Annotated in this window: 18 protein-coding genes and 1 pseudogene; 13 read left to right on the forward strand and 6 right to left on the reverse strand. The window is 39.5% G+C overall.

Features of this window, described 5'->3' with window-relative positions; genetic code table 11:
• Nucleotides 1-197 precede the first annotated feature (197 nt).
• Both prfA and prmC read left to right on the forward strand, forming a co-directional pair.
• The gene (gene prfA / locus F908_RS06790; protein WP_005159595.1) at nt 198-1,286 is read left to right on the forward strand and encodes a peptide chain release factor 1; all 1,089 of its coding nucleotides are present in this window, start codon (nt 198-200) and stop codon (nt 1,284-1,286) included.
• Nucleotides 1,286-2,104, forward strand: coding sequence for a peptide chain release factor N(5)-glutamine methyltransferase (prmC, locus tag F908_RS06795; RefSeq protein ID WP_005159596.1), 819 nt, complete (start codon nt 1,286-1,288; stop codon nt 2,102-2,104). The genes prfA and prmC overlap by 1 nt, the downstream gene beginning before the upstream one ends.
• On the opposite strand, the gene F908_RS06800 is transcribed toward prmC, so the two are convergent.
• The gene (locus F908_RS06800; RefSeq protein WP_005159597.1) at nt 2,101-3,198 is read right to left on the reverse strand and encodes an AraC family transcriptional regulator; all 1,098 of its coding nucleotides are present in this window, start codon (nt 3,196-3,198) and stop codon (nt 2,101-2,103) included. The genes prmC and F908_RS06800 overlap by 4 nt on opposite strands.
• A gap of 92 nt (nt 3,199-3,290) precedes the next feature.
• Between F908_RS06800 and F908_RS06805 the strand changes: the two genes are divergently transcribed.
• The gene (locus F908_RS06805) at nt 3,291-4,061 is read left to right on the forward strand and encodes an SDR family NAD(P)-dependent oxidoreductase (RefSeq protein ID WP_005159598.1); all 771 of its coding nucleotides are present in this window, start codon (nt 3,291-3,293) and stop codon (nt 4,059-4,061) included.
• 170 nt (nt 4,062-4,231) lie between these two features.
• The gene (locus tag F908_RS16405; protein ID WP_256415116.1) at nt 4,232-4,363 is read left to right on the forward strand and encodes a hypothetical protein; all 132 of its coding nucleotides are present in this window, start codon (nt 4,232-4,234) and stop codon (nt 4,361-4,363) included.
• Here F908_RS16405 and F908_RS15490 read toward each other — a convergent pair.
• Nucleotides 4,325-4,531: pseudogene (locus tag F908_RS15490) on the reverse strand (IS3 family transposase); the annotation flags it as partial. The gene F908_RS16405 and the pseudogene F908_RS15490 overlap by 39 nt on opposite strands.
• 107 nt (nt 4,532-4,638) lie before the next feature.
• On the opposite strand from F908_RS15490, the gene F908_RS06810 reads away from it, so the two are divergent.
• Genes F908_RS06810 through F908_RS06820 form a run of 3 tightly spaced genes read left to right on the forward strand, consistent with a single transcriptional unit; the run spans nt 4,639 to nt 8,733 of the window.
• The gene (locus F908_RS06810; RefSeq protein WP_005159599.1) at nt 4,639-5,397 is read left to right on the forward strand and encodes a LamB/YcsF family protein; all 759 of its coding nucleotides are present in this window, start codon (nt 4,639-4,641) and stop codon (nt 5,395-5,397) included.
• 32 nt (nt 5,398-5,429) lie between these two features.
• On the forward strand, nt 5,430-7,013 hold the full coding sequence (locus tag F908_RS06815; protein ID WP_005159601.1) for a 5-oxoprolinase subunit B/C family protein: 1,584 nt from the start codon (nt 5,430-5,432) through the stop codon (nt 7,011-7,013).
• Nucleotides 7,006-8,733, forward strand: a complete 1,728-nt coding sequence (locus F908_RS06820) for an acetyl/propionyl/methylcrotonyl-CoA carboxylase subunit alpha (RefSeq protein ID WP_005159603.1) — start codon at nt 7,006-7,008, stop codon at nt 8,731-8,733. The genes F908_RS06815 and F908_RS06820 overlap by 8 nt, the downstream gene beginning before the upstream one ends.
• A 73-nt stretch (nt 8,734-8,806) precedes the next feature.
• Here the strand turns inward: F908_RS06820 and F908_RS06825 are convergent, their stop codons facing one another.
• Together F908_RS06825 and crp are read right to left on the reverse strand one after the other, a co-directional pair.
• Nucleotides 8,807-9,583, reverse strand: a complete 777-nt coding sequence (locus F908_RS06825) for a M48 family metallopeptidase (protein WP_005159604.1) — start codon at nt 9,581-9,583, stop codon at nt 8,807-8,809.
• 213 nt (nt 9,584-9,796) lie between these two features.
• Nucleotides 9,797-10,504, reverse strand: coding sequence for a cAMP-activated global transcriptional regulator CRP (gene crp / locus F908_RS06830; protein WP_004662603.1), 708 nt, complete (start codon nt 10,502-10,504; stop codon nt 9,797-9,799).
• Between the two features lie 147 nt (nt 10,505-10,651).
• Here crp and F908_RS06835 point away from each other — a divergent pair, with 147 nt between their 5' ends.
• Nucleotides 10,652-11,074 carry an OsmC family protein gene (locus F908_RS06835; RefSeq protein WP_004662601.1) on the forward strand — a complete coding sequence of 141 codons (423 nt, stop codon included), beginning with the start codon at nt 10,652-10,654 and terminating at the stop codon, nt 11,072-11,074.
• Nucleotides 11,075-11,142: 68 nt separating this feature from the next.
• Here F908_RS06835 and F908_RS06840 read toward each other — a convergent pair whose 3' ends face one another.
• Nucleotides 11,143-11,943, reverse strand: coding sequence for a M23 family metallopeptidase (locus F908_RS06840; protein WP_005159605.1), 801 nt, complete (start codon nt 11,941-11,943; stop codon nt 11,143-11,145).
• 262 nt (nt 11,944-12,205) lie between these two features.
• Between F908_RS06840 and clpB the strand changes: the two genes are divergently transcribed.
• The gene (gene clpB, locus F908_RS06845) at nt 12,206-14,785 is read left to right on the forward strand and encodes an ATP-dependent chaperone ClpB (protein WP_005159607.1); all 2,580 of its coding nucleotides are present in this window, start codon (nt 12,206-12,208) and stop codon (nt 14,783-14,785) included.
• Between the two features lie 167 nt (nt 14,786-14,952).
• Entirely contained in the window at nt 14,953-15,372 is a 420-nt protein-coding gene (locus F908_RS06850; RefSeq protein WP_005159609.1) for a hypothetical protein, read from the forward strand.
• Between the two features lie 16 nt (nt 15,373-15,388).
• Here the strand turns inward: F908_RS06850 and rlmKL are convergent, their stop codons facing one another.
• The gene (rlmKL, locus tag F908_RS06855; RefSeq protein ID WP_005159612.1) at nt 15,389-17,593 is read right to left on the reverse strand and encodes a bifunctional 23S rRNA (guanine(2069)-N(7))-methyltransferase RlmK/23S rRNA (guanine(2445)-N(2))-methyltransferase RlmL; all 2,205 of its coding nucleotides are present in this window, start codon (nt 17,591-17,593) and stop codon (nt 15,389-15,391) included.
• Nucleotides 17,594-17,930: 337 nt separating this feature from the next.
• Between rlmKL and F908_RS06860 the strand changes: the two genes are divergently transcribed.
• From F908_RS06860 to F908_RS06870, 3 genes are all read left to right on the forward strand, one after another.
• Entirely contained in the window at nt 17,931-18,290 is a 360-nt protein-coding gene (locus F908_RS06860) for a hypothetical protein (protein WP_005159614.1), read from the forward strand.
• 119 nt (nt 18,291-18,409) lie between these two features.
• A complete protein-coding gene (locus F908_RS06865) occupies nt 18,410-19,426 on the forward strand; it encodes an aspartate carbamoyltransferase catalytic subunit (protein WP_005159617.1) in 1,017 nt (338 codons plus the stop codon).
• Between the two features lie 12 nt (nt 19,427-19,438).
• Nucleotides 19,439-20,671 carry a dihydroorotase gene (locus F908_RS06870; RefSeq protein ID WP_005159621.1) on the forward strand — a complete coding sequence of 411 codons (1,233 nt, stop codon included), beginning with the start codon at nt 19,439-19,441 and terminating at the stop codon, nt 20,669-20,671.
• Nucleotides 20,672-20,731 lie beyond the last annotated feature (60 nt).

Below are 20,731 nucleotides of genomic sequence, written 5' to 3' on the forward strand. Positions count from 1 at the left end.
AGCTCAGGGAAGAGAACAACCTATACATACTAAAAAAACGCAGAATTTGTGATGAAATAATAGGGGATTGGTAAGTTAACCAGTTTCTCTATGTCTTTTAAGCCCTAGAATCTGTAAACTATGCGCAATTTTTTGATTTTGCTCGTGCTTCATTATTTTGATCGGCACTGAGTCTTTAGTTTTGAGATATTCCGCCCATGAAAGCATCACTCCGTTTAAGACTGGATCAGCTTTGTGATCGTCACGAAGAGCTGACTGCATTGCTCGCTGATGTAGAAGTAATTTCGGACAATAAACGTTTTCGTAAATTGTCTCGCGAACATAATGATTTAACAGAAATCACTGAGGTTTGGAGCAAATATCGTCAAGCTGAAGAAGATATTGAAACGGCTGAAATAATGAAATCAGATCCCGATTTCAAAGATATGGCTGAAGAAGAAATTAAAGAAAATAAAGCGCTTCTCGTTAATCTCGAAGAACAATTAAATGTTCTAATGATTCCGAAAGATCCAAATGATGCCAATGCAGCCTATCTTGAGGTGCGTGCGGGTACAGGTGGTGATGAAGCTGCGATCTTCTCGGGTGATTTATTCCGTATGTATAGCAAATATGCTGAAACACAAAGTTGGCGTATTGAAGTACTTTCTGAAAATGAAGGTGAGCATGGCGGTTATAAAGAAATCATTTGCCGTATTGACGGCGAAGGCGTCTATGGTCGTTTGAAATTTGAGAGTGGTGCACACCGTGTTCAACGTGTACCTGCGACTGAATCTCAAGGTCGTGTACACACTTCTGCGTGTACTGTTGCAATTCTGCCGGAAGTGGATGTGGATACCACAGTTGAAATCAATCCCGCCGATCTGCGCATTGATACCTATCGGGCATCAGGTGCAGGTGGTCAGCATATTAACAAAACCGATTCTGCGGTGCGTATTACCCATATTCCATCGGGTGTGGTAGTGGAATGTCAGGAAGAGCGTTCGCAACATAAGAATAAAGCCAAAGCGATGGCATTGTTAGTCTCACGTTTAGAAAATGCTAAACGTGCAGCCGCTGATGCAGCAACTTCAGAAATGCGCCGTGACCTCGTCGGTTCAGGTGATCGTTCTGAACGTATTCGTACCTATAACTACCCTCAAGGTCGTATGACTGATCACCGTATTAACCTGACTTTATATAAGTTAGATGCAATTATGGAAGGTGATTTAACCGAACTGTTAGATAGCTTACATCGTGAATATCAGGCGGATCAGTTGGCGATGCTTGCACAGGAAAATGGCGGCTAATGAATATTGCTCAAGCCTTAGAAATCAAAGGTGAAATTGATAGCTATGAACGTCAAGAGGCGGCATGGCTACTTGAACACCTACTAGGTATCAATGCTTTAGAACTCAAATTAAGACTTGAGCAAGAGTTGACTGAAATACAGGAACAGGCTTTTTTAGAAGGGCTTGCACGTATCGAACAGGGTGAGCCTTTGGCTTATGTCACAGGTTCACAACCTTTTTGGACGTTGGATTTAAAAGTCACCCATGACACTCTAGTGCCACGCCCAGATACCGAAATTTTGGTTGAAACGGTGCTCAAACTGCCACTCGATCAACATGCGAATATTGTTGACCTAGGCACAGGAACAGGCGCAATTGCTTTGGCGCTCGCAAGTGAGCGTCCGCAATGGCAAGTCACTGCAACTGATATATACGCACCAACTTTAGACGTGGCGCAGGACAATGCAGTTCGACACGGGCTGATGCAAGTGAAGTTCGCTTGTGGGGCTTGGTTCGAGGCTTTAGAGCAGCAACAGTTTGATTTGATTGTCTCCAATCCGCCGTATATTGATCCTGAAGATGTACATATGCAAAAGCTCAAATCTGAACCTGAGCGTGCTTTGATTGCTGATAAGCAGGGTATCGCGGATATTGAAACCATTATTACCCAAGGCAAAGATTGGCTTAAACCCAATGGTTGGATTGTGCTTGAGCATGGTTATGATCAAGGCCAAGCGGTACGAGATATTTTTGAACAACAAGGTTTTAAGCAGATTCAGACTATCAAGGATTATGGTGGCAATGATCGTGTCAGCCTAGGACAAAAAACTATTTAAGCTTCTATTTTGCTAAATAGTGTTTTCGCACGATACGCACCGGGACTAACTCCTGTCCATTTTTTAAAAGCGCGATGAAATGCACTTGGATCATGAAAACTTAGATCATCACTAATACTTTGGATAGAGTCATTAGTTTTGCTGAGTCGTTCAATTGCAATATCACAGCGAATATCATTTTTAAGCTGCTGATAACTGACACCTTCTTGTTTTAAACGGCGTTGAATTGTTGCCGTTGACATATTCAGTTGTTGGGCAATTTCTTTGAGTTCATCCCACTCTGAGGGTGGTTGTAAAAGCAGTTGACGACGTATTTGCAAGCTTAAAGAGTTTTCATTTTTAAAGCGAACAATTAGGTTGTAAGGCGTTTGTCTGAGAAAGTCATTTAAAGCCTGTTTATCTTTTTTGATTTTGTGTTTGAGGTAATTTGCATCAAATTCAATAAGATTTTGATCAGCATTAAATTGAATATCTTCGCAAAAACGAACACGATAATCCTGTATTTCGACAGGTTGATGACATTTAAAGGTCATTTTCTGAAAAGGAATACGCTGGTCGCTCAACCAGCACATTAAGCTATGGACTAACATCAAATAGGTCGAATAAGTAAACATTCGTTTAGGATGTTCACGGTCATGCAGAATTAAGTATGCTTTTGCACCTTGTTGAATCAATTCACCTTGAATGTCATCTAACACTAAACTCAGAAACTTTAAGATTTCTTGAATAGCTTGTTCTAATGTTTCGGCACTGAATGCTAATTTTGCTAATAGGCTATAGCTCCCTCTGCGCATTGGATGGCGATCCATCCCTAGAAACTCATCATTCATATGCTCTGCTAGCTCAATCCACAATCGTGCACATTGCATCACTGGAACACGGGCTTTAGTTGAACTGAGCAGTTCGACTGAAACGCCTGCTTGATTAGCGATATGAAGAATATCTAAACCTCGACTTGCGGCAACACTCAATGCTTCACGAATTAAAGCAATTGAAATTGTATCCTTAGCAGAATTAAGATCGAGATCGGTGCTTTTGCTCATACAGAAATGAAATATAGAAGAGTAAATAGGTTGAATGCTCAAAAGTCGCATCACTTTTGCTACTTTTAGGAATTGTATCGGAAAAAACTTGGCTTTACTCTCGCTTATAAAAATTTATATCTTTAATTTACGAGGAAATTTAGATGAAAATTCAAGGAAAACATTTTGTTATTACTGGTGGTGGCTCTGGTTTAGGGGCTGCAACAGCAGAGGTTCTCGTTAAACAAGGTGCGACGGTTACCTTAGTCGATATGAACACTGAAGCGGGTGAACAACAGGCACAGGTATTAGGTACACAAGCTGAATTTGTAAAATTAGATGTAACTGATGAACAAGCTGCAGAGCAACTCTTTAAAGATGTTGTTGCAAAACATGGTGCGGTATATGGACTAGTCAACTGTGCAGGGATTGGACCCTCAGCAAAAGTTGTGGGCAAAGAATCTGTACATGATTTAGCTATGTTCTCAAAAACCTTACATATCAACGTGATGGGTACATTTAACATGTTGCGTTTCGCAGCAGATGCAATGAGTAAAAATATTGTTGCTGAAGGCGATGAAGATCGTGGGGTGATTGTAAATACAGCTTCAGTTGCTGCTTTTGATGGGCAAATTGGACAAGCGGCTTATTCTGCATCAAAAGGTGCTGTAGTTGCGATGACGCTTCCGATTGCGCGCGAGTTAGCACGTCATCAAATTCGTGTTTTAACCATTGCACCAGGGATTATGGAAACTCCAATGCTGAAAGGCTTACCGCAAAATGTACAAGATGCCTTAGGGCAAATGGTGCCTTATCCATCACGTTTGGGACGTCCTGAAGAGTTTGGTCGTTTGGTTGCACATATTGCTGAAAATTCATATTTAAATGGTGAAGTGATCCGCTTAGATGGCGGTATTCGTATGGCTGCGAAATAAATTTATTTAAACCATTTATAGATTTATTTATAAAACAGTTGTGAATGAAAATTTACAACTGTTTTTGTTTTGATATGGTTTATTCATAAACTAGCTTTGAGTTTTAGTCATTTCTGCTGGTTTTTGTACAATTTTGCAAATCATTCATTCACTCAATAGGGGGTGTATAGATGAAATATCCAATTTTGATCTGTTCTGCATCTAGCTTGTTTTTAAATGGTTGTGTTGGAAATATGAATCCAACAGGCGGCAACTCAAATCCTCATTCTTCCAACTGTACGTTCACTTATGCAGTAACCTAAATCATGCATGTCATGCGTCAATGAAGGTGCTCCTAAGCGAGCATAGTGCTGCCAATAAATAGCTTTTAAATCAGTATATTTCTGATGTACATACATCTGTCGCTTTCGCCAAGCATAGTATCCAGAAGTGCTAACACTTAGACATTTACAGGCACAAGAAACCGTAACCTTAGTCACAGCTATAAGCTGTTAAAGTCGATAAAATATGTGATTTTGTAATCACTTCGAATATATTACTTAATTATCGGATCATAAAATCAGCATTAGGTTTATATATGCATATTGATTTAAACAGCGACTTAGGCGAAAGCTATGGTGCTTGGAAAATGGGAAATGATGAGCAGATTCTTGCGATTGTGAGTAGCGCCAATATTGCATGCGGTTTTCATGCAGGTGATCCTGTCAATATGTTAAATACCTTAAAACAAGCGGCCGCTCAAAATGTTAGTGTGGGAGCGCATGTTTCGTATCCAGATCGGGTTGGTTTTGGTCGCCGTAATATGGATGTATCTTATGATGAATTATACGCAGACGTGCTTTATCAAATCTCAGCGCTGCAAGGGTTGGCTCAAGTCGCTGGAACAAAAGTGACTTACGTCAAACCACATGGTGCTTTATATAACACTATTGCCACCAATTTAACTCAAGCTCAAGCAGTGATTGATGCAATACAGCATTCAGATAAAAAATTAGTGTTAGTTGCATTGGCGGGTTCGCCTTTAATTAATTTTGCTCGTAAGCAGGGAGTTGGCGTTATTTCTGAAGCGTTTGCTGATCGTGCTTATCATCGTAATGGTGAACTAGTTTCACGCCGTTTAGATGGTGCTGTTTTACATGATGCAGAAGTCGTAGCTCAACGTGTACTGAGCATGATTCAGAACGGAGGTATTGAGTCGATTGAAGGGGATTTCACTACAATTCAGGCAGATACCATTTGTTTGCATGGTGATACCTTTGGGGCGGTACAAATGGCAGAAAAGATTCGCCAAGTATTGTTAGAAAATAAAATTGAAGTTCGTGCTTTTAGTCTTTGAATGAGTTTTAAACATTTTAAAAGAGCTGTTTTATGCGATTTCTATCCGTTAATTTAGATTGTTTTTTGATTGAGCTTGAAAGTTTAGAAGAAACAATGGCGGTTCATTACTGCTTAAAACAAGCACAGCATCCTCATATAAAAGAACTTATTCCTGCGGCACGTAGCATACTGATTTATTTTGATTCGTTATTGGTCGAGATGCATACACTCATTCGATGGATTTCAAGCCAAAAAATCAGTCAGGATACTTTGCGTCAAGGGAAGGAAATTGTTATCGGTGTGCGCTATAACGGTATTGATTTAAATAATGTTGCTGAATATTTAGGAATAAGTACTGAACAAGTCATTCAGAAACATACCAACTCTTATTGGCAAGTTGCATTTATTGGCTTTGCTCCCGGCTTTGCTTATCTAACCAATCCTGAGCAAGTATTTAGGAGTATTCCACGCTTAGCATCACCACGTAAAAAAGTTAGTGCAGGGGCAGTAGGTTTAGCAGGCGAATATAGCGGTATTTATCCTCAAGATAGTCCGGGTGGATGGCAGTTGATTGGACAGACTGATGAGATATTGTGGGATATTCATCGACAACAGCCTGCTTTATTACTGCCGAGTGATCATGTCATCTTCAAGGATAATAGTCATAATCCAACCCAAATTTGTGTGCCTGCTCAGAGATTTTCTCAAAGAAAATCGATTAAAAAACCTGCTGTGTTACGCGTTAAAAATGTTGGCTTACAAGTATTGATCCAAGATGAAGGACGTAAAAATTTAGCTGAGCTAGGCGTGGGGCGGGCAGGTGCTATGGATCAAAAGGCATTTCGTCAGGCAAACTTAATTGTTGGTAATCCAAAGAATGCAGCCGTCATAGAGGTTTTAAATGGTGGAGTGCGATTACAAGTTTTGGAACCGACGGTTATGGCTGTGACAGGTGCTGAAACGGAAGTCTGGGTGAGTTATATAGGTTCGAATAAAGTCAAAGTGATGATGTACCAGCCAATCGCTTTAGATTATGGCGATGAAATTTATATTGCTGTACCTACCGCAGGCATTCGTAATTATATTGCGCTACGTGGCGGTATCACCGTTGAGAAAGTACTCGAAAGTGCTAGTTATGATTCTTTGGCTGAATTGGGTACAAAACCAATTCAAGTGGGTGATGAGATTCATTTTGCCCAATTAATAACGCAGCCTGTCAGCTTAAATGAAATACCGATTAAATTACCTAAACGAGATGAGATTATTGAAATAGATCTCGTGTTAGGGCCGCGTACAGATTGGTTTGCCGAAGAAAGCCTTGATTTATTGTTTAAACAAACTTGGTTAGTGAGCACAGAGAGTAATCGAATTGGATTGAGATTAGTGGGTGATCAGCCTTTAACGCGACAATTCGAGCAAGAATTACCGAGCGAAGGTTGTTGTACAGGTGCTTTGCAAATTCCTCCAAATGGTCAGCCTGTATTATTTATGAATGATCATCCTATTACAGGGGGTTATCCTGTGATTGCGGCGGTCGCATTCTATCATTTGGACTTAATTGCACAGATTCCAGCTGGTTGCCATATTCAATTTCGTAAAATTTATGATTTCATGGATGTCAAAAAAGATGCATAAAAAACATAAGCTGTTGATTGCGAATCGTGGAGAAATTGCTGTACGCATTATTCACGCATGTAAAGATATGGATATTACATCAGTGGCGATTTATGCAGATGATGATATTGCCAGTTTGCATGTTCAACTTGCAGATGAAGCTTGGGCATTATCAGGACAAACAGCACAGCACACTTATTTAGATATCAATAAAATTATTGATATTGCGTATAAATCCCAAGTGACCATGATTCATCCTGGTTATGGTTTTTTATCAGAACGTGCCGAATTTGCCCAAGCTGTGATAGATGCGGGGCTGATTTGGATTGGGCCATCTCCTGAAACTATCCATAAACTTGGTGACAAAATACAAGCGCGTAAAATTGCACAGTCGGTAAATGCACCTTTGGTTCATGGTACTGAACAACCACTTCAATCAGCTCAAGAAGCGTTATATTTTGCGAAACAGTATGGTCTGCCGATTGCGATAAAAGCTGCGTATGGTGGTGGTGGACGTGGTTTAAAAGTTGCTTGGCAATTGAATGAAGTTGCCGATTTATATGAATCGGCTGTGCGAGAAGCATTCGCTGCTTTTGGTCGAGGAGAATGTTTTGTTGAACAATATTTAAATAAGCCTCGGCATTTGGAAGCACAAGTTATTGCTGATCAACAGGGACATATTGTCGTTGTAGGAACGAGAGATTGTTCTTTACAACGCCGTAATCAAAAGCTAGTCGAGGAAGCACCTGCACCATTTATTAATGAGCATATTGAAGCTCAGTTAGTGCAATCTGCTATTGCAATTTGCCGCGCTGCAGATTATGTCGGGGCAGGTACCGTCGAGTATTTACTTAGTCAAAATGGTCAACTTTCGTTCTTAGAGGTTAATACACGTCTACAAGTTGAGCACACAGTTACTGAGCAAACTACGGGCCTAGACTTAGTTGTCGAACAAATTCGAATTGCTTTAGGTCAACCACTTTCGATTCAAGAAATGCCAAAACCAATAGGACATGCAATTGAATTCCGAATTAATGCGGAAGATCCAGCACGTGGTTTTATCCCAGCATTTGGACAGCTTACTCGTTTTCACCCACCATCAGGAATTGGTATTCGTCTTGATACGGGGGTGATGACTGGAAGTGTTGTTTCAAGTCATTTTGATTCTTTAATTGCGAAATTAATTGTGACTGGTGCAACCCGCGAGATTGCAATTCAACGGGCCAAAAGAGCGCTTGCCCATTTTGAAATAGAGGGCATTGCTTCAGTATTACCATTCCATCGTGCAATCCTGTCAGATGCTGACTTTATTGATGAATTTAAAGTACATACACGTTGGATTGAACAAGATAGTCGCCATGATTATCCTCACTATTCACGTAGTAAACTGAGCAATCAAGTTGAATTACAACGTTATCCAATTGAAATAGATGGAAAGTTGCATCAGATTGGCTTACCAAATGGATTTTTTAGTTTAGTCGGGACACCCCCACCCAATCAGAAACAAAATGATTCTGATCAGAACCCAAGTAGTAATAGTGTCTTAGCACCGATGAGTGGTGTAATCACCGTGTGGAAAGTTCAAGAAAATGATCATGTAAACCAAGGTGAGACAATTGCAATTATGGAAGCAATGAAAATGGAGGTCCCTGTGATTGCTCCACAAACGGGGAAAATTCAAAAGCTGATAGAGATTAATCAGACTGTTGAAACGGATTCAAAAATTGCTGAGATAAATTAGAGTTTTTGTATATAAGACAGTTAAAGGATAAGCCATTAAATCTCTAAAATGAGATCTAATGGCTTTGGCTAAATTAACGACGTTTATTATAAACTGCCAGAGCAGCAGGTAAATTTTTACGCATATCACTAATACGTTGACTATTTGATGGGTGAGTTGATAAGAATGATGCACCACCAGCACCATCTACACGATCCATTTTTTCCCAAAGACTAATTGCTGCATTTGGATTATATCCTGCTTTTGCCATCAGCATTAACCCACCAAAATCAGCGCGACTTTCTAAATTACGAGAATAGGGTAAACCAATACCAATTTGACTACCTAAAGCAATTGCCGCATTACCTGCTTCACCAATATTCGCACCCGCATAAGTCGTACCAATCCCAATCGCTAAGTTTGTAAGTGCTTGTGCACCAATTTTACTTTTGGCATGTTCTTCTAAGGCATGGGTCATTTCGTGTCCCATAATTGCTGCGATTTCATCATTGGTCAAATTCAGCTTGTTCACAATACCCGTATAGAAAACGACTTTCCCACCTGGCGCTACATAGGCATTTACAGTATCTGATTTTAGTACTGCTAACTGCCAATCAAAACGCTGACCGGTTTGGTTCATTTGGTCAGCATACGGTTTTAAGCGCAAAAATACTGAATTAATACGTTGATAAGTATTTGAGCTCATATCCAATTGATTCTTGGCACGAGCTTCCTGTGTCATCTTTGCAAAGCTTTGAGCGGACTGAGCATTTAATGTGGCACTGTCAGCACCTGCCATATCTGCAAATGATGCACAACCTGAAATCGTTATTAAAGTCATTGCACAAAGGCTTAAAGCCAATTTTTTCATACTTATTTGCTCCAAATCAGTATCTTATAAATATACCCATGATTAACAAGAATTATAAAAAAAGTTTGCAAGGCTTTATATTCTGATTATCTCTATAATCATAGTAATTATGTAAGCAGAATTGATGAAAAGCTAAATAGCTTAGCTTCATCTGAATAAAATTAAAGCCAGTGGTTTGCACTGGCTTTGAAATTAGCTTAAAGCTAGAGGGGATTAATCCTCATCATCAAATTCATCTTCAGAAAATGCGTTATCATCTAAAGAAGTATCAAAAATTAAAATTGCTTTACCATCAGTTTGAATCATGCCTTGATCTTCAAGTGTTTTTAAAACACGACCAACCATTTCACGTGAACACCCCACAATACGACCAATTTCTTGACGTGTAATACGAATCTGACGACCATTCGGTAGAATCATTGCCTCAGGCTGCGCAGATAAGTCAATTAAACAACGCGCAATACGACCAGATACATCGATAAATGCTAAATCAGTGACTTTACGTGTTGTATTCTTCAGACGGCGAACAAGCTGAGCAAATACAGCATAGCTCAGGTCAGGGTATTGCTTGCTGAGTTCGTGGAAATTTTCATATGAGATTTCTGCAATTTCGCAAACATCTCGTGTACGTACTTCTGCGGTACGTTGAGGGTTATTTTCAAACAGCCCCATTTCACCAAAGAAATCACCTGGATTGAGATATGCAACAACAATCTCACGCTCATCATCTTCACGTAATATGATTGACACTGAACCTTTTAATATTAAATACAGTGATTTTGATTCCGTTCCAGCGTCAACAATCGTGGTGCGTTTAGGGTATCTATTAATATGAGCACGTTTTAGCAATGCTTTAACTGACTCAGGTAATTGACCTGGAGACAAAGCATCAGTGCTAAGATGTGAAAAATTTGAAGTCATGCTTAAAATTTCCGAATTTGGATAAAACCGATCGCACAGGCCCCATGGAGCCTTTTCTACACAGAAGAGATGAAATTCCTTATCAACTCATTTTATGTTAGTGTACAAGAACTGAAGTAAATTTATAACGTTTTTCGGGTAGTTGCAATGCAAACAAGTGTACATTGGTTAGAGAATGTTGCTTTTGAAGCGAAATCAGAAAGTGGTCACAGTGTAGTGATGGATGGTTCTGCTGAGTATGGTGGTGAAAACCGTGGACCACGTCCTATGGAGTTGATTTTAATGGGACTTGGTGGGTGTGCTTCGTTTGATATTGTGACTATTTTAAAGAAATCACGCCAAGATGTGACCGATGTTGTATGCCAGTTAAAAGCGGAGAGAGCTGATTCTATTCCTGCGGTGTTTACAAAAATTCACTTACATTTCGTAGTAACAGGTAAAGCGGTTAAAGCAAAGCAAGTTGAAAAAGCAGTTGAGCTTTCAGCAGAAAAATATTGTTCTGCGAGCAAAATGTTGTCTGATGGTGGTGTAGAAATCACACATGACTTTGAAATTGTAGAAGCTGATTAAGACTTAATTATTAAGTTTAACTAAAAAGTGATCTATTTGTTTAGATCACTTTTTTATCGACATAGTTTTTATTTCAGTAATAATTGTGGGTCTACCCGTGCATCATTTAAACTCATTCCCCAATGTAAGTGTGGACCAGTGACTCGACCTGTATTTCCTACTAAACCTAAAAGTTCACCTTGAGTAATATGTTGTCCCTTTGAAACCTCAATTTTACTGAGATGGCAGAACATACTGATTAAACCTTGACCGTGATCAATCAAAACAGTCTTACCATTGAAAAAATAATCACCAGTTTGAACGACAATGCCATCTGCTGGCGCTACAACTTTTTGGCCAATTGGTGCTGGAATGTCTAGACCTGAATGTGGGGCGCGTTCTTCATTATTAAAGAAACGTTTGCGTCCAAATGAGTTACTAAATTTGCCTGCTGTTGGTGGAATAAAACTTGGAAATTTAGTCCAATAGCTTTGACTGAAAGAATTATAAATCTCATTTTGTTCTTTTGCTTCCGAAGCATATCGATCAAGTTGATTTTGATTCGGATTAACATAGTCTTGGTTTTTTACATTGAGGTGCTGTTCAGCATATTGATATGGCAGTATTTCAATCTGTATGGGCATAGTATTGGTTGTTAGGCTTAACGTTCCCAATGGGGTAGAAAGAGGAATTCCAAAAATAGCGTATCGTTGAGTGCCTTCTTGTGTAATTAGAATCGGTTTTTTCTCATAGAAAACTTGGGTAATCGTTGATGGAATTGGAATAACGGCTATACCGCCTGCATGTCGTGAATTCTGTGGTAATTGAGCGATAGCTATCTGAATAGGGAAAAGGCAAATACTAGCTATTACAATTCTTCTTAAATGCATAACGATCATTTTTAAATGAAGTAAAGTCTTAAGTTAAAAGTTTCACTGTAAAATAACAATATGGATATTGTTTAAATCAGAATAGATAGAAAATTATACAAAATATACTTGAAATAGATTGTTTATATACCCATATTATTACTGAGTTTTATAAAGTTTAATTTAAACAAAATATTGAAAAATATATAAATTTTATTTGAAATTTTAAAAAGTGTTCCCATCTTAGTGATAAGTTAAAAATTTGTTGTGAGGAATAACAAGAATGCGCTTTGAAAAATTTACGAACCGTTTACAGCAAGCTCTTTCAGATGCACAATCATTGGCAATGGGTAAAGACCATACTTCTATTGCGGGTATTCATATTTTATCGACTTTACTAGATGAGCCTGCCAATTTAAGTTTGTTGCAGCAATCAGGTGCGCGCTTGCCAGAGTTAAAACAAAAGTTAGAACAAGCAATAAGAAATGCACCGACTTTATCAAATCCAACTGGAGATATTAATCTTAATCCTGAAGCGGTAAAGATCTTAAATTTAGCTGATCGTTATGCGCAAAAAGCAGGTGATGAATTCTTATCAACAGATTGGGTGTTATTAAGTTTAGCGGAAACGGGTGAAACCAAAACGATATTAAACAGCGTTGGGGTAACACCAGATAGTTTACGCAAAGTAATTGAAAATATTCGAGGAAATGACAAAGTCATGAGCAATAATCATGAAGATCAACGCGATTCATTGAATAAATATACCATTGATTTAACAGAACGTGCTTTGGCCGGTAAGCTTGATCCAGTTATTGGTCGTGATGATGAAATCCGCCGTACCATTCAGGTGTTGTCACGCCGTACCAAAAATAACCCTGTGCTGATTGGTGAGCCTGGGGTCGGTAAAACTGCGATTGTAGAAGGTTTGGCACAACGTATTGTTAATGGTGAAGTGCCTGAAAGCTTAAAGAATAAACGTGTGCTTTCACTGGATTTGGGTTCATTGCTGGCAGGTGCAAAATATCGTGGTGAGTTTGAGGAACGCTTAAAAGCGGTGCTGAAAGACCTTGCCAAACATGAAGGCGAAATCATCCTGTTTATTGATGAGCTGCATACCCTTGTAGGCGCGGGTAAGGGCGATGGCGCAATGGATGCAGGTAACATGCTTAAACCTGCGTTGGCGCGTGGTGAATTGCGCTGTGTTGGCGCAACTACGCTGGATGAGTATCGTCAGTACATTGAAAAAGATGCTGCACTTGAACGCCGTTTCCAGAAAGTGTTGGTGGATGAGCCAAGTGTGGAAGATACCATTGCGATTTTGCGTGGTCTTAAAGAGAAATATGCAACCCATCACGGCGTACAAATTTTGGATTCCGCGATTATTGCGGCGGCGAAAATGTCACATCGTTACATCACTGACCGTCAGTTGCCAGATAAAGCCATTGACCTGATTGATGAGGCGGCTTCACGGATTAAGATGGAGATTGATTCCAAACCTGAAGCATTGGATAAGCTTGATCGCCGTCTCATCCAGTTGAAAATGCAGTTGGAGGCGGTGAAGAAAGATGAGGATGCAGGCAGTAAGGCTGAAGTCAATCATCTTGAGCAGCAAATTGCTGAAAAGCAAAAAGAATACAATGATCTGGAAGAAATCTGGAAAGCTGAAAAAACACTGGTTGAGGGTGATAAAAAAGCCCAGATCGAACTGGATCAGGCGCGGGTTGCATTGGAAAAAGCCAAACGTGAGGGTGATCTGGCTGAGGCGGCACGCCTGCAATATGGTGTAATTCCAGAGTTGCAGAAACGTCTGGAACAGGCAGAAATTGCAGAGGAAAATGAGGAACCTAAACTCATTCGTACCAAAGTGACTGAAAATGAAATTGCTGAAGTAGTGAGTGCGGCAACAGGCATTCCTGTGGCGAAAATGCTACAAGGTGAACGTGAAAAACTACTCCAGATGGAAGAATTCCTGCATAACCGTGTGGTGGGTCAGGATGAGGCGGTGGTGGCGGTTTCCAATGCGGTACGCCGTTCACGCGCAGGCTTGTCTGACCCGAACCGCCCAAGTGGATCATTCCTGTTTCTTGGCCCGACAGGTGTGGGTAAAACTGAATTGACCAAGGCATTGGCCAACTTCCTGTTTGACAGTGATGACGCCATGATCCGTATTGATATGTCTGAGTTTATGGAAAAACACTCGGTAAGCCGTTTAGTCGGTGCGCCTCCAGGCTATGTGGGCTATGAAGAGGGTGGTGTTTTAACCGAAGCGGTACGCCGTAAACCATACAGCGTGGTGTTGTTTGACGAAGTGGAAAAAGCTCATCCAGATGTATTCAATATCCTGTTACAGGTATTGGATGATGGTCGCTTAACTGATTCTCAAGGTCGTGTTATCGATTTTAAAAATACGGTCATTGTGATGACATCTAATTTAGGCTCACAAGATGTACGTGAATTAGGTGAAGGTGCAACTGATGAGGAAGTTCGAACAGTGGTCATGAGTGCTGTAACTCAGCATTTCCGTCCAGAGTTCATTAACCGTATTGATGAATTAGTCATTTTCCATTCGTTGAAAAAAGGTCAAATTCGTGGTATCGCGGATATTCAATTGGATCGTTTACGTTCACGTCTGAGCGAACGAGATATGGCTTTAACTGTCGATGATAGTGCATTTGATCTATTGATTGATGCTGGTTTTGATCCAATCTATGGCGCACGACCACTAAAACGTGCAATACAGCAACAAGTTGAAAATAACTTGGCTCAGAAAATTTTATCTGGTGAATTCCAGCCCGGAGATAATATTCTGATTAAAGGTGATAGTGGTCAGCTTGTGTTTGATAAAATGAAACTTAGCTAAATCTAATTTGAATGATTGGCTAAAAAGATGGCGATGAAAATCGCCATCTTTTTTTATATCAGTGCAATTTATCTGATTTCTTAAGGAATATTACCAATGACATTGCGATTTTATGAAAAGCTTGCTAGTTTCGGAATAAATAAGAAAAAAATTCAGGATGAATTAAAATGGAGAATAAGCAGCATTATTACACTTATATTGGTGTAATTGTATTCTTTACGGCTTTACCATTAATTGGTTCGGCTGCACAGCCGATGACAGAGGGAACTTTAGCCTTACAAACAGGTGCATTAAATAGATCCTTGCCTAATATTATCGAAAAAGCTCAACGAGATGCGATGAAGCCAGAGGAAGAACGTTGGCGTTCTCAACGCATATTGAGTGACCGTAATTTGCGTGAAATAAGGATCAGTATGCTTGCTGAAGGTGCTTTATCACCTTATGAAGAACAAAAGAAAACGTCTGTAATGGATGTGCGGGAAAAGAAGAAAGCAAGTATGAAGCCCCATGATGAGGCTCCAGATAACTTCATGATTTATGAGTTTGATTCTCCTAATGTAAAAAGAACCAAATTCACATTTAAATAATGAGAAAAATCATTCCTTAAATTTGATTATGTTGGATTTTCCAAGCACGATGAATTTTTTGATTACGTTTAAAGTCTAAGCCTATCGTTTCAGAAGTAATTTCTTCGACATGATAGATTGCTTCGATTTCTTCATCTAACTCAAACCCACGATAGTTATTTGAGAAGTACAAAGTACCATCACTGGTTAAACGATTCATTGCACGTTTAAGCAGGGAAATATGATCGCGCTGTACATCAAATGTACCATAAAACTTTTTTGAGTTAGAGAAAGTTGGAGGATCAATGAAGATGAGATCATATTGTTCATGAGCTTCTTTTAACCATTCAAAGCAATCACTCGAAAAGAACATATGTTGTTCATCAGCATGATCTACCGTTAAACCATTCAATACAAAATTTTCTTTTGACCAATTCAAATAAGTATTTGATAGGTCGACACTGGTGGTACTTGCTGCACCGCCAAGTGCTGCATGTAAGCTAGCAGTTGAGGTATAGCTATAAAGATTAAGAAAGTGTTTGCCACGTGCTTCTTTGGCAATTCTTAGACGAATTTGACGATGATCTAAAAATAAACCAGTATCTAAATAGTCTGTTAAATTGACGAGAATTTTAGCTTTGCCTTCCTGCACAATAAAACGTTTAGACGCAGTGCTTTGTTTCTCATATTGATTGGTTCCCGTTTGCTTTGCACGGGTTTTGATAAAAATTGCGTCACGATTTAAGCCAGTCACTGCACGAATGGCAGCTAAACCCAAATTAAAACGTTTTTTTGCTTTTTCAGGATCAATTGTTTTTGGTGGTGCGTATTCCTGAACATGCAAACGATCTCCATATAAATCGATGGCAATGTTAAAATCAGGTAGATCGGCATCATACAAACGTAAGCAAAAAATATTTTCTTTCACAGCCCATTTTTTTAAGGCTTGCATATTTTTTTGCAAACGATTAGTAAAGTCTTCTGCACCTTCAATTTTTTCAAATTGCTGAGGTTGCCATGTTGCCAAAAAAGGTTGGGTGACGGTTGCTGGCTTGATGGTACCAAAACGCACGTAGATTGGTAATTTACCATTCATCAAACGTAAAGTTTGAGGTTCGGTGATAGCCAGTACATCTGCTTGTTCAATTTGTGCTGCAATCACGGCAACAGGCTGATTTGGAAAATTCTTCTGTAATAATCCTGATAAACCTAAATAGAATGATCGACTAGAGGCCTTATCACCTAAACGTTCCCCATAAGGAGGGTTGGTGACAACAAAGGCTTTTTTACCTTCAGCATGGAAATCATCCCAATCTGCTAAAGTCCGTTCTTCAATTTGAATTTGGTCGAGTATTTTTTCAAAACCTGCTGCAATGATATTTTGGCGAGTGGCTTTAACCGCTTCCCAATCCGCATCGTAGGCATAAAACTTGGGTAGAGGTTGCTCTAAAGCCTTTGCATGACGTTCTGCTGCTTCTGCTTTCAGTGATAACCATAATTCACGATCATGTCCATGCCAACCATTGAAGCCAAAGCGACGTACTAAGCCTGGTGCACGATCGGTTAAAATCATTAATGATTCAATAATGAATGTTCCTGAACCACACATTGGGTCAAGAATAATGTCAGGCTGATATTGTGCTAATTGAGCTTTTTGTAGAATTGCCGCTGCCAGATTTTCTTTAATTGGCGCATCGGTCATAAAACGGCGATAGCCACGCTTATGCAGAGAATCACCTGATAAATCTAGGCAGTAAGTATGCTCAGTTTTGCCAGCCAATACATAAAGTGTAATTTCGGGTTGTTTAATATCAATACTTGGGCGTTTGCCAACCGCCTCCATAAATGAATCAACAACACCATCTTTAACTCGTAGTGTAGCAAACTGTGTATTGACTTTAATTTCGCGTTCTACATGTAGGCGAACAGCAAAGGTACTTTGTGGTGCAAAAACAAGAGACCAATCAAAGCTAATCGCACCCTCGTAGAGTTCTTCTGCAACATCACGCGCGTCATGTGTGAATTCAAGTCCATGGGTATGTATTGGTAACAACACACGAGAGGCTAAACGAGACCACATACAAACGCGATAGGCATTCTCAAGTGTGCCTTTAAATATTAAACGCCCAGCAAAACGTTGGATATTTTGAATGCCTAAATTCCCAAGTTCTTGTTGTAATAAGGTTTCAAGCCCGTCAGCACAGGTCACCCAATAGTCTGTTAGACGTGGTTTAGCGTTCATTCAAATTTCCAAAAACATTTTTAGCAATCGACTATTTTAACTGATTTTGGAAGAGAAATACGGTTTTTCTTTTGATGTTTAGCCTTATTATGTTCCATAGATTAATTCTAATTTGTGGTCTAAGGCATATTGTGAAACTCTTTGGATTAGTAATACGGTATTACTTATTTAGATTGAATCACGTCTTTGCTTTAAATTTTCAGCATATGTTTTTTACTTATCAGATAAGTTCACCATGTCATAAAATAATTTTTATTTGTTTTGAATGGTTGGTACATATTTTGCTTTCTAAAGCTGGATTATCAAGAAATACTTCTCCCAACGATGTGAGGACTTTATGAAAGCAAATACGAACCATGAACTTGTACTAAATGCCGAAGCTTTTTCTGTTGCAACTCAAATGTATGTGCGTTTAAGACGAGTCTGTAGTCGTGTGATTGATGTGATGTATTTGGTGCATGACCAAGCTTATGCTAGATATATTATGCAAATTGCACTGGAAACGCGCGATGCCGAATTAGCGCATTATGTTGAGCGTTTAAGTCATTTGCTTGATTTATATCCTGAGTCTGAATCAACATTATTTGTAGCAGAACCAAAGCAAACAAATGATGAAGAACTTTACTTTGCCGAAGTCACTGAAGAGGAAATCTATCGGGCACAAGTATCGCATCACTATATTGGTGCGCTCCGCTAGCCGAATCTGTTGCAACTCTCTCATTTAATGCAACATAATGGTGAAAAGTTGTTCTGCGAAAGTAGAGAAATTGGGCTACACTATGCAAGTTTTGGTGATTCGACCTATAGGAATCTTTTATGCATATTGCAGCCCTGCATCAACCAAGTCAGGTTCAATTGAATCAACAAGGAAATTTAAAGCACTTCTTAACCATTGAAGGTCTTTCTAAAGAAAGCCTGACCAAGATTTTAGATACCGCACAAAGTTTTTTAGACGACAATAATAATTTGATTAACCGTCCGTTATTAGAAGGGCTGACGGTAATGAATCTTTTTTTTGAAAACTCTACTCGAACTCGCACTACATTTGAGGCAGCTGCAAAACGTTTGTCTGCAAATGTTCTGAATATCGATATTGCACGTTCAAGTACCTCTAAAGGTGAAACGTTACGTGATACGCTTTGGAATTTGGAAGCGATGGCTGCGGATATTTTCGTAGTTCGTCATTCATCTTCTGGGGCAGCACATTTTATTGCTAAAGATGTTTGTCCTAAAGTGGCAATTATCAATGCAGGTGATGGTCGTCATGCGCACCCAACGCAAGCGATGCTAGATATGCTGACCATTCGCCGTGAAACCAAGAAGCCATTTGAAGACTTAACTGTGGCTATTATTGGTGATATTAAACATTCGCGTGTAGCACGTTCCAATGTGGCTGCTTTACAAACACTAGGTTGCAAAGATATTCGCGTGATTGCACCAAATACGCTGTTACCAGTTGGTTTTAATGAATATGGCGAAAATGTACGTCTGTTTAATAAAATGGATGCAGGCGTAACAGACTGTGATGTGATTATTGCATTACGAATTCAAAATGAGCGTATTGATTCACCTGCATTATCTTCACAATCTGAATTTTACAAAATGTATGGACTTAATAAAGAACGCTTGGCGCTCGCTAAACCTGATTGCATCGTTATGCATCCTGGTCCAATGAACCGTGGTGTTGAAATTGATTCAAGTATTGCGGATGGAGATCAATCAGTTATTTTGAAACAAGTAACCAACGGTATTGCAGTACGAATGGCTGTACTGGCACTTGCGATGCAAGGGCAGTTACAAGAACAAGGTTTAATTGAAGCGATTGCACTTTAAAGGATAGATCACATGAGTATTGTAAAAATTGAAAATGTCCGTGTGCTCGATCCAATTCAAAAAACTGATCAAGTTCAAACGGTTTATATTAAGAATGGTAAATTCGTTGATAGCGCAGATCAAATTGATGAAACGATTGACGGTCAAGGTAAATGGTTGATGCCCACTATGGTGGACTTGTGCGCACGCTTACGTGAGCCAGGGCAACAACAACATGGGACATTAAAGTCAGAAGGTAAAGCTGCGCGTGCAAATGGTATTTTACATGTCATTACTCCACCAGACTCAAAACCTATCGTACAAGATAATGGCGCACTTATTCATGGTCTGATTGAAAAGGCACAATTAGATGGTGGTATTTATCTACATATTATTGGTGCACAAACTCAAGGTTTGAATGGGAAGCAACCTTCTAATATGGCTGGTCTAAAAAAAGGCGGCTGTACTGCGGTTTCAAATGCTAATGCCGCATTTGATAATGATGATGTCGTGATTCGCACGCTAGAATATGCTGCTGGTCTAGATTTAACAGTAGTGTTTTACGCAGAAGAGCCGCAAATCGCGAAAGATGGTTGTGCACATGAAGGCTTTATTGCATCGCGTCAGGGTTTGCCAATGATTCCTGCGATTGCTGAAACTGTGGCGATTGCTAAATATTTACTCATGATTGAAGCAACAGGTGTCAAAGCCCATTTTGGTTTATTGTCATGTGGTGCGTCTATTGATTTGATTCGTGCTGCGAAAGCCAAAGGTTTGCCAGTAACTGCGGATGTAGCAATGCATCAACTTCATTTAACTGAACAATTAACGGATGGATTTAACTCTCTAGCACATGTTCGTCCGCCACTACGCTCTGAACAAGACAAAGCTTTGTTGCGTCAGGGTTTAAAAGAGGGCGTAATCGACGCTATCTGTACCCATCACGAACCATTAAGTAGTTCAGCAAAAATGGCGCCTTTTGCAGAAACTCAGCCAGGTATTACAGCGTTCGATACCTATGTCGGTTTGGGTATTCAGCTTATTCAAGAAGGTGTTTTTGATGCTTTAGAATGGGTCGAAAAAGTTACCTTAAATCCTGCTAAAGTTGCCAATATGACTGAACGTTGGAAACAAGAATCAGGTTGGGTACTGGTTGATCCAGGGCTAGAGTGGACTGTTTCAAAAGAAACAATTTTATCTCAAGGTAAAAATACACCGCTGTTAGGTCAAACCTTGAAAGGCAAAGTGCTTCAGACATTTATCTAAACTTTATTTCTGAGCAGAATAGGTCAAGTTACTTATTCTGCTTAACTATTTCAATTAGTT

This window comes from Acinetobacter sp. NIPH 284, from assembly GCF_000369425.1.
Taxonomy (GTDB): domain Bacteria; phylum Pseudomonadota; class Gammaproteobacteria; order Pseudomonadales; family Moraxellaceae; genus Acinetobacter.

What these genes read in the sequence shown, in the direction of transcription:
- prfA (WP_005159595.1), top strand. Translation starts at nt 198, where the DNA reads ATGAAAGCATCACTCCGTTTAAGACTGGATCAGCTTTGTGATCGTCAC.
- prmC (WP_005159596.1), top strand. Translation starts at nt 1,286, where the DNA reads ATGAATATTGCTCAAGCCTTAGAAATCAAAGGTGAAATTGATAGCTAT.
- F908_RS06800 (WP_005159597.1), bottom strand. Translation starts at nt 3,198, where the DNA reads ATGCGACTTTTGAGCATTCAACCTATTTACTCTTCTATATTTCATTTC.
- F908_RS06805 (WP_005159598.1), top strand. Translation starts at nt 3,291, where the DNA reads ATGAAAATTCAAGGAAAACATTTTGTTATTACTGGTGGTGGCTCTGGT.
- F908_RS16405 (WP_256415116.1), top strand. Translation starts at nt 4,232, where the DNA reads ATGAAATATCCAATTTTGATCTGTTCTGCATCTAGCTTGTTTTTAAAT.
- F908_RS06810 (WP_005159599.1), top strand. Translation starts at nt 4,639, where the DNA reads ATGCATATTGATTTAAACAGCGACTTAGGCGAAAGCTATGGTGCTTGG.
- F908_RS06815 (WP_005159601.1), top strand. Translation starts at nt 5,430, where the DNA reads ATGCGATTTCTATCCGTTAATTTAGATTGTTTTTTGATTGAGCTTGAA.
- F908_RS06820 (WP_005159603.1), top strand. Translation starts at nt 7,006, where the DNA reads ATGCATAAAAAACATAAGCTGTTGATTGCGAATCGTGGAGAAATTGCT.
- F908_RS06825 (WP_005159604.1), bottom strand. Translation starts at nt 9,583, where the DNA reads ATGAAAAAATTGGCTTTAAGCCTTTGTGCAATGACTTTAATAACGATT.
- crp (WP_004662603.1), bottom strand. Translation starts at nt 10,504, where the DNA reads ATGACTTCAAATTTTTCACATCTTAGCACTGATGCTTTGTCTCCAGGT.
- F908_RS06835 (WP_004662601.1), top strand. Translation starts at nt 10,652, where the DNA reads ATGCAAACAAGTGTACATTGGTTAGAGAATGTTGCTTTTGAAGCGAAA.
- F908_RS06840 (WP_005159605.1), bottom strand. Translation starts at nt 11,943, where the DNA reads ATGCATTTAAGAAGAATTGTAATAGCTAGTATTTGCCTTTTCCCTATT.
- clpB (WP_005159607.1), top strand. Translation starts at nt 12,206, where the DNA reads ATGCGCTTTGAAAAATTTACGAACCGTTTACAGCAAGCTCTTTCAGAT.
- F908_RS06850 (WP_005159609.1), top strand. Translation starts at nt 14,953, where the DNA reads ATGGAGAATAAGCAGCATTATTACACTTATATTGGTGTAATTGTATTC.
- rlmKL (WP_005159612.1), bottom strand. Translation starts at nt 17,593, where the DNA reads ATGAACGCTAAACCACGTCTAACAGACTATTGGGTGACCTGTGCTGAC.
- F908_RS06860 (WP_005159614.1), top strand. Translation starts at nt 17,931, where the DNA reads ATGAAAGCAAATACGAACCATGAACTTGTACTAAATGCCGAAGCTTTT.
- F908_RS06865 (WP_005159617.1), top strand. Translation starts at nt 18,410, where the DNA reads ATGCATATTGCAGCCCTGCATCAACCAAGTCAGGTTCAATTGAATCAA.
- F908_RS06870 (WP_005159621.1), top strand. Translation starts at nt 19,439, where the DNA reads ATGAGTATTGTAAAAATTGAAAATGTCCGTGTGCTCGATCCAATTCAA.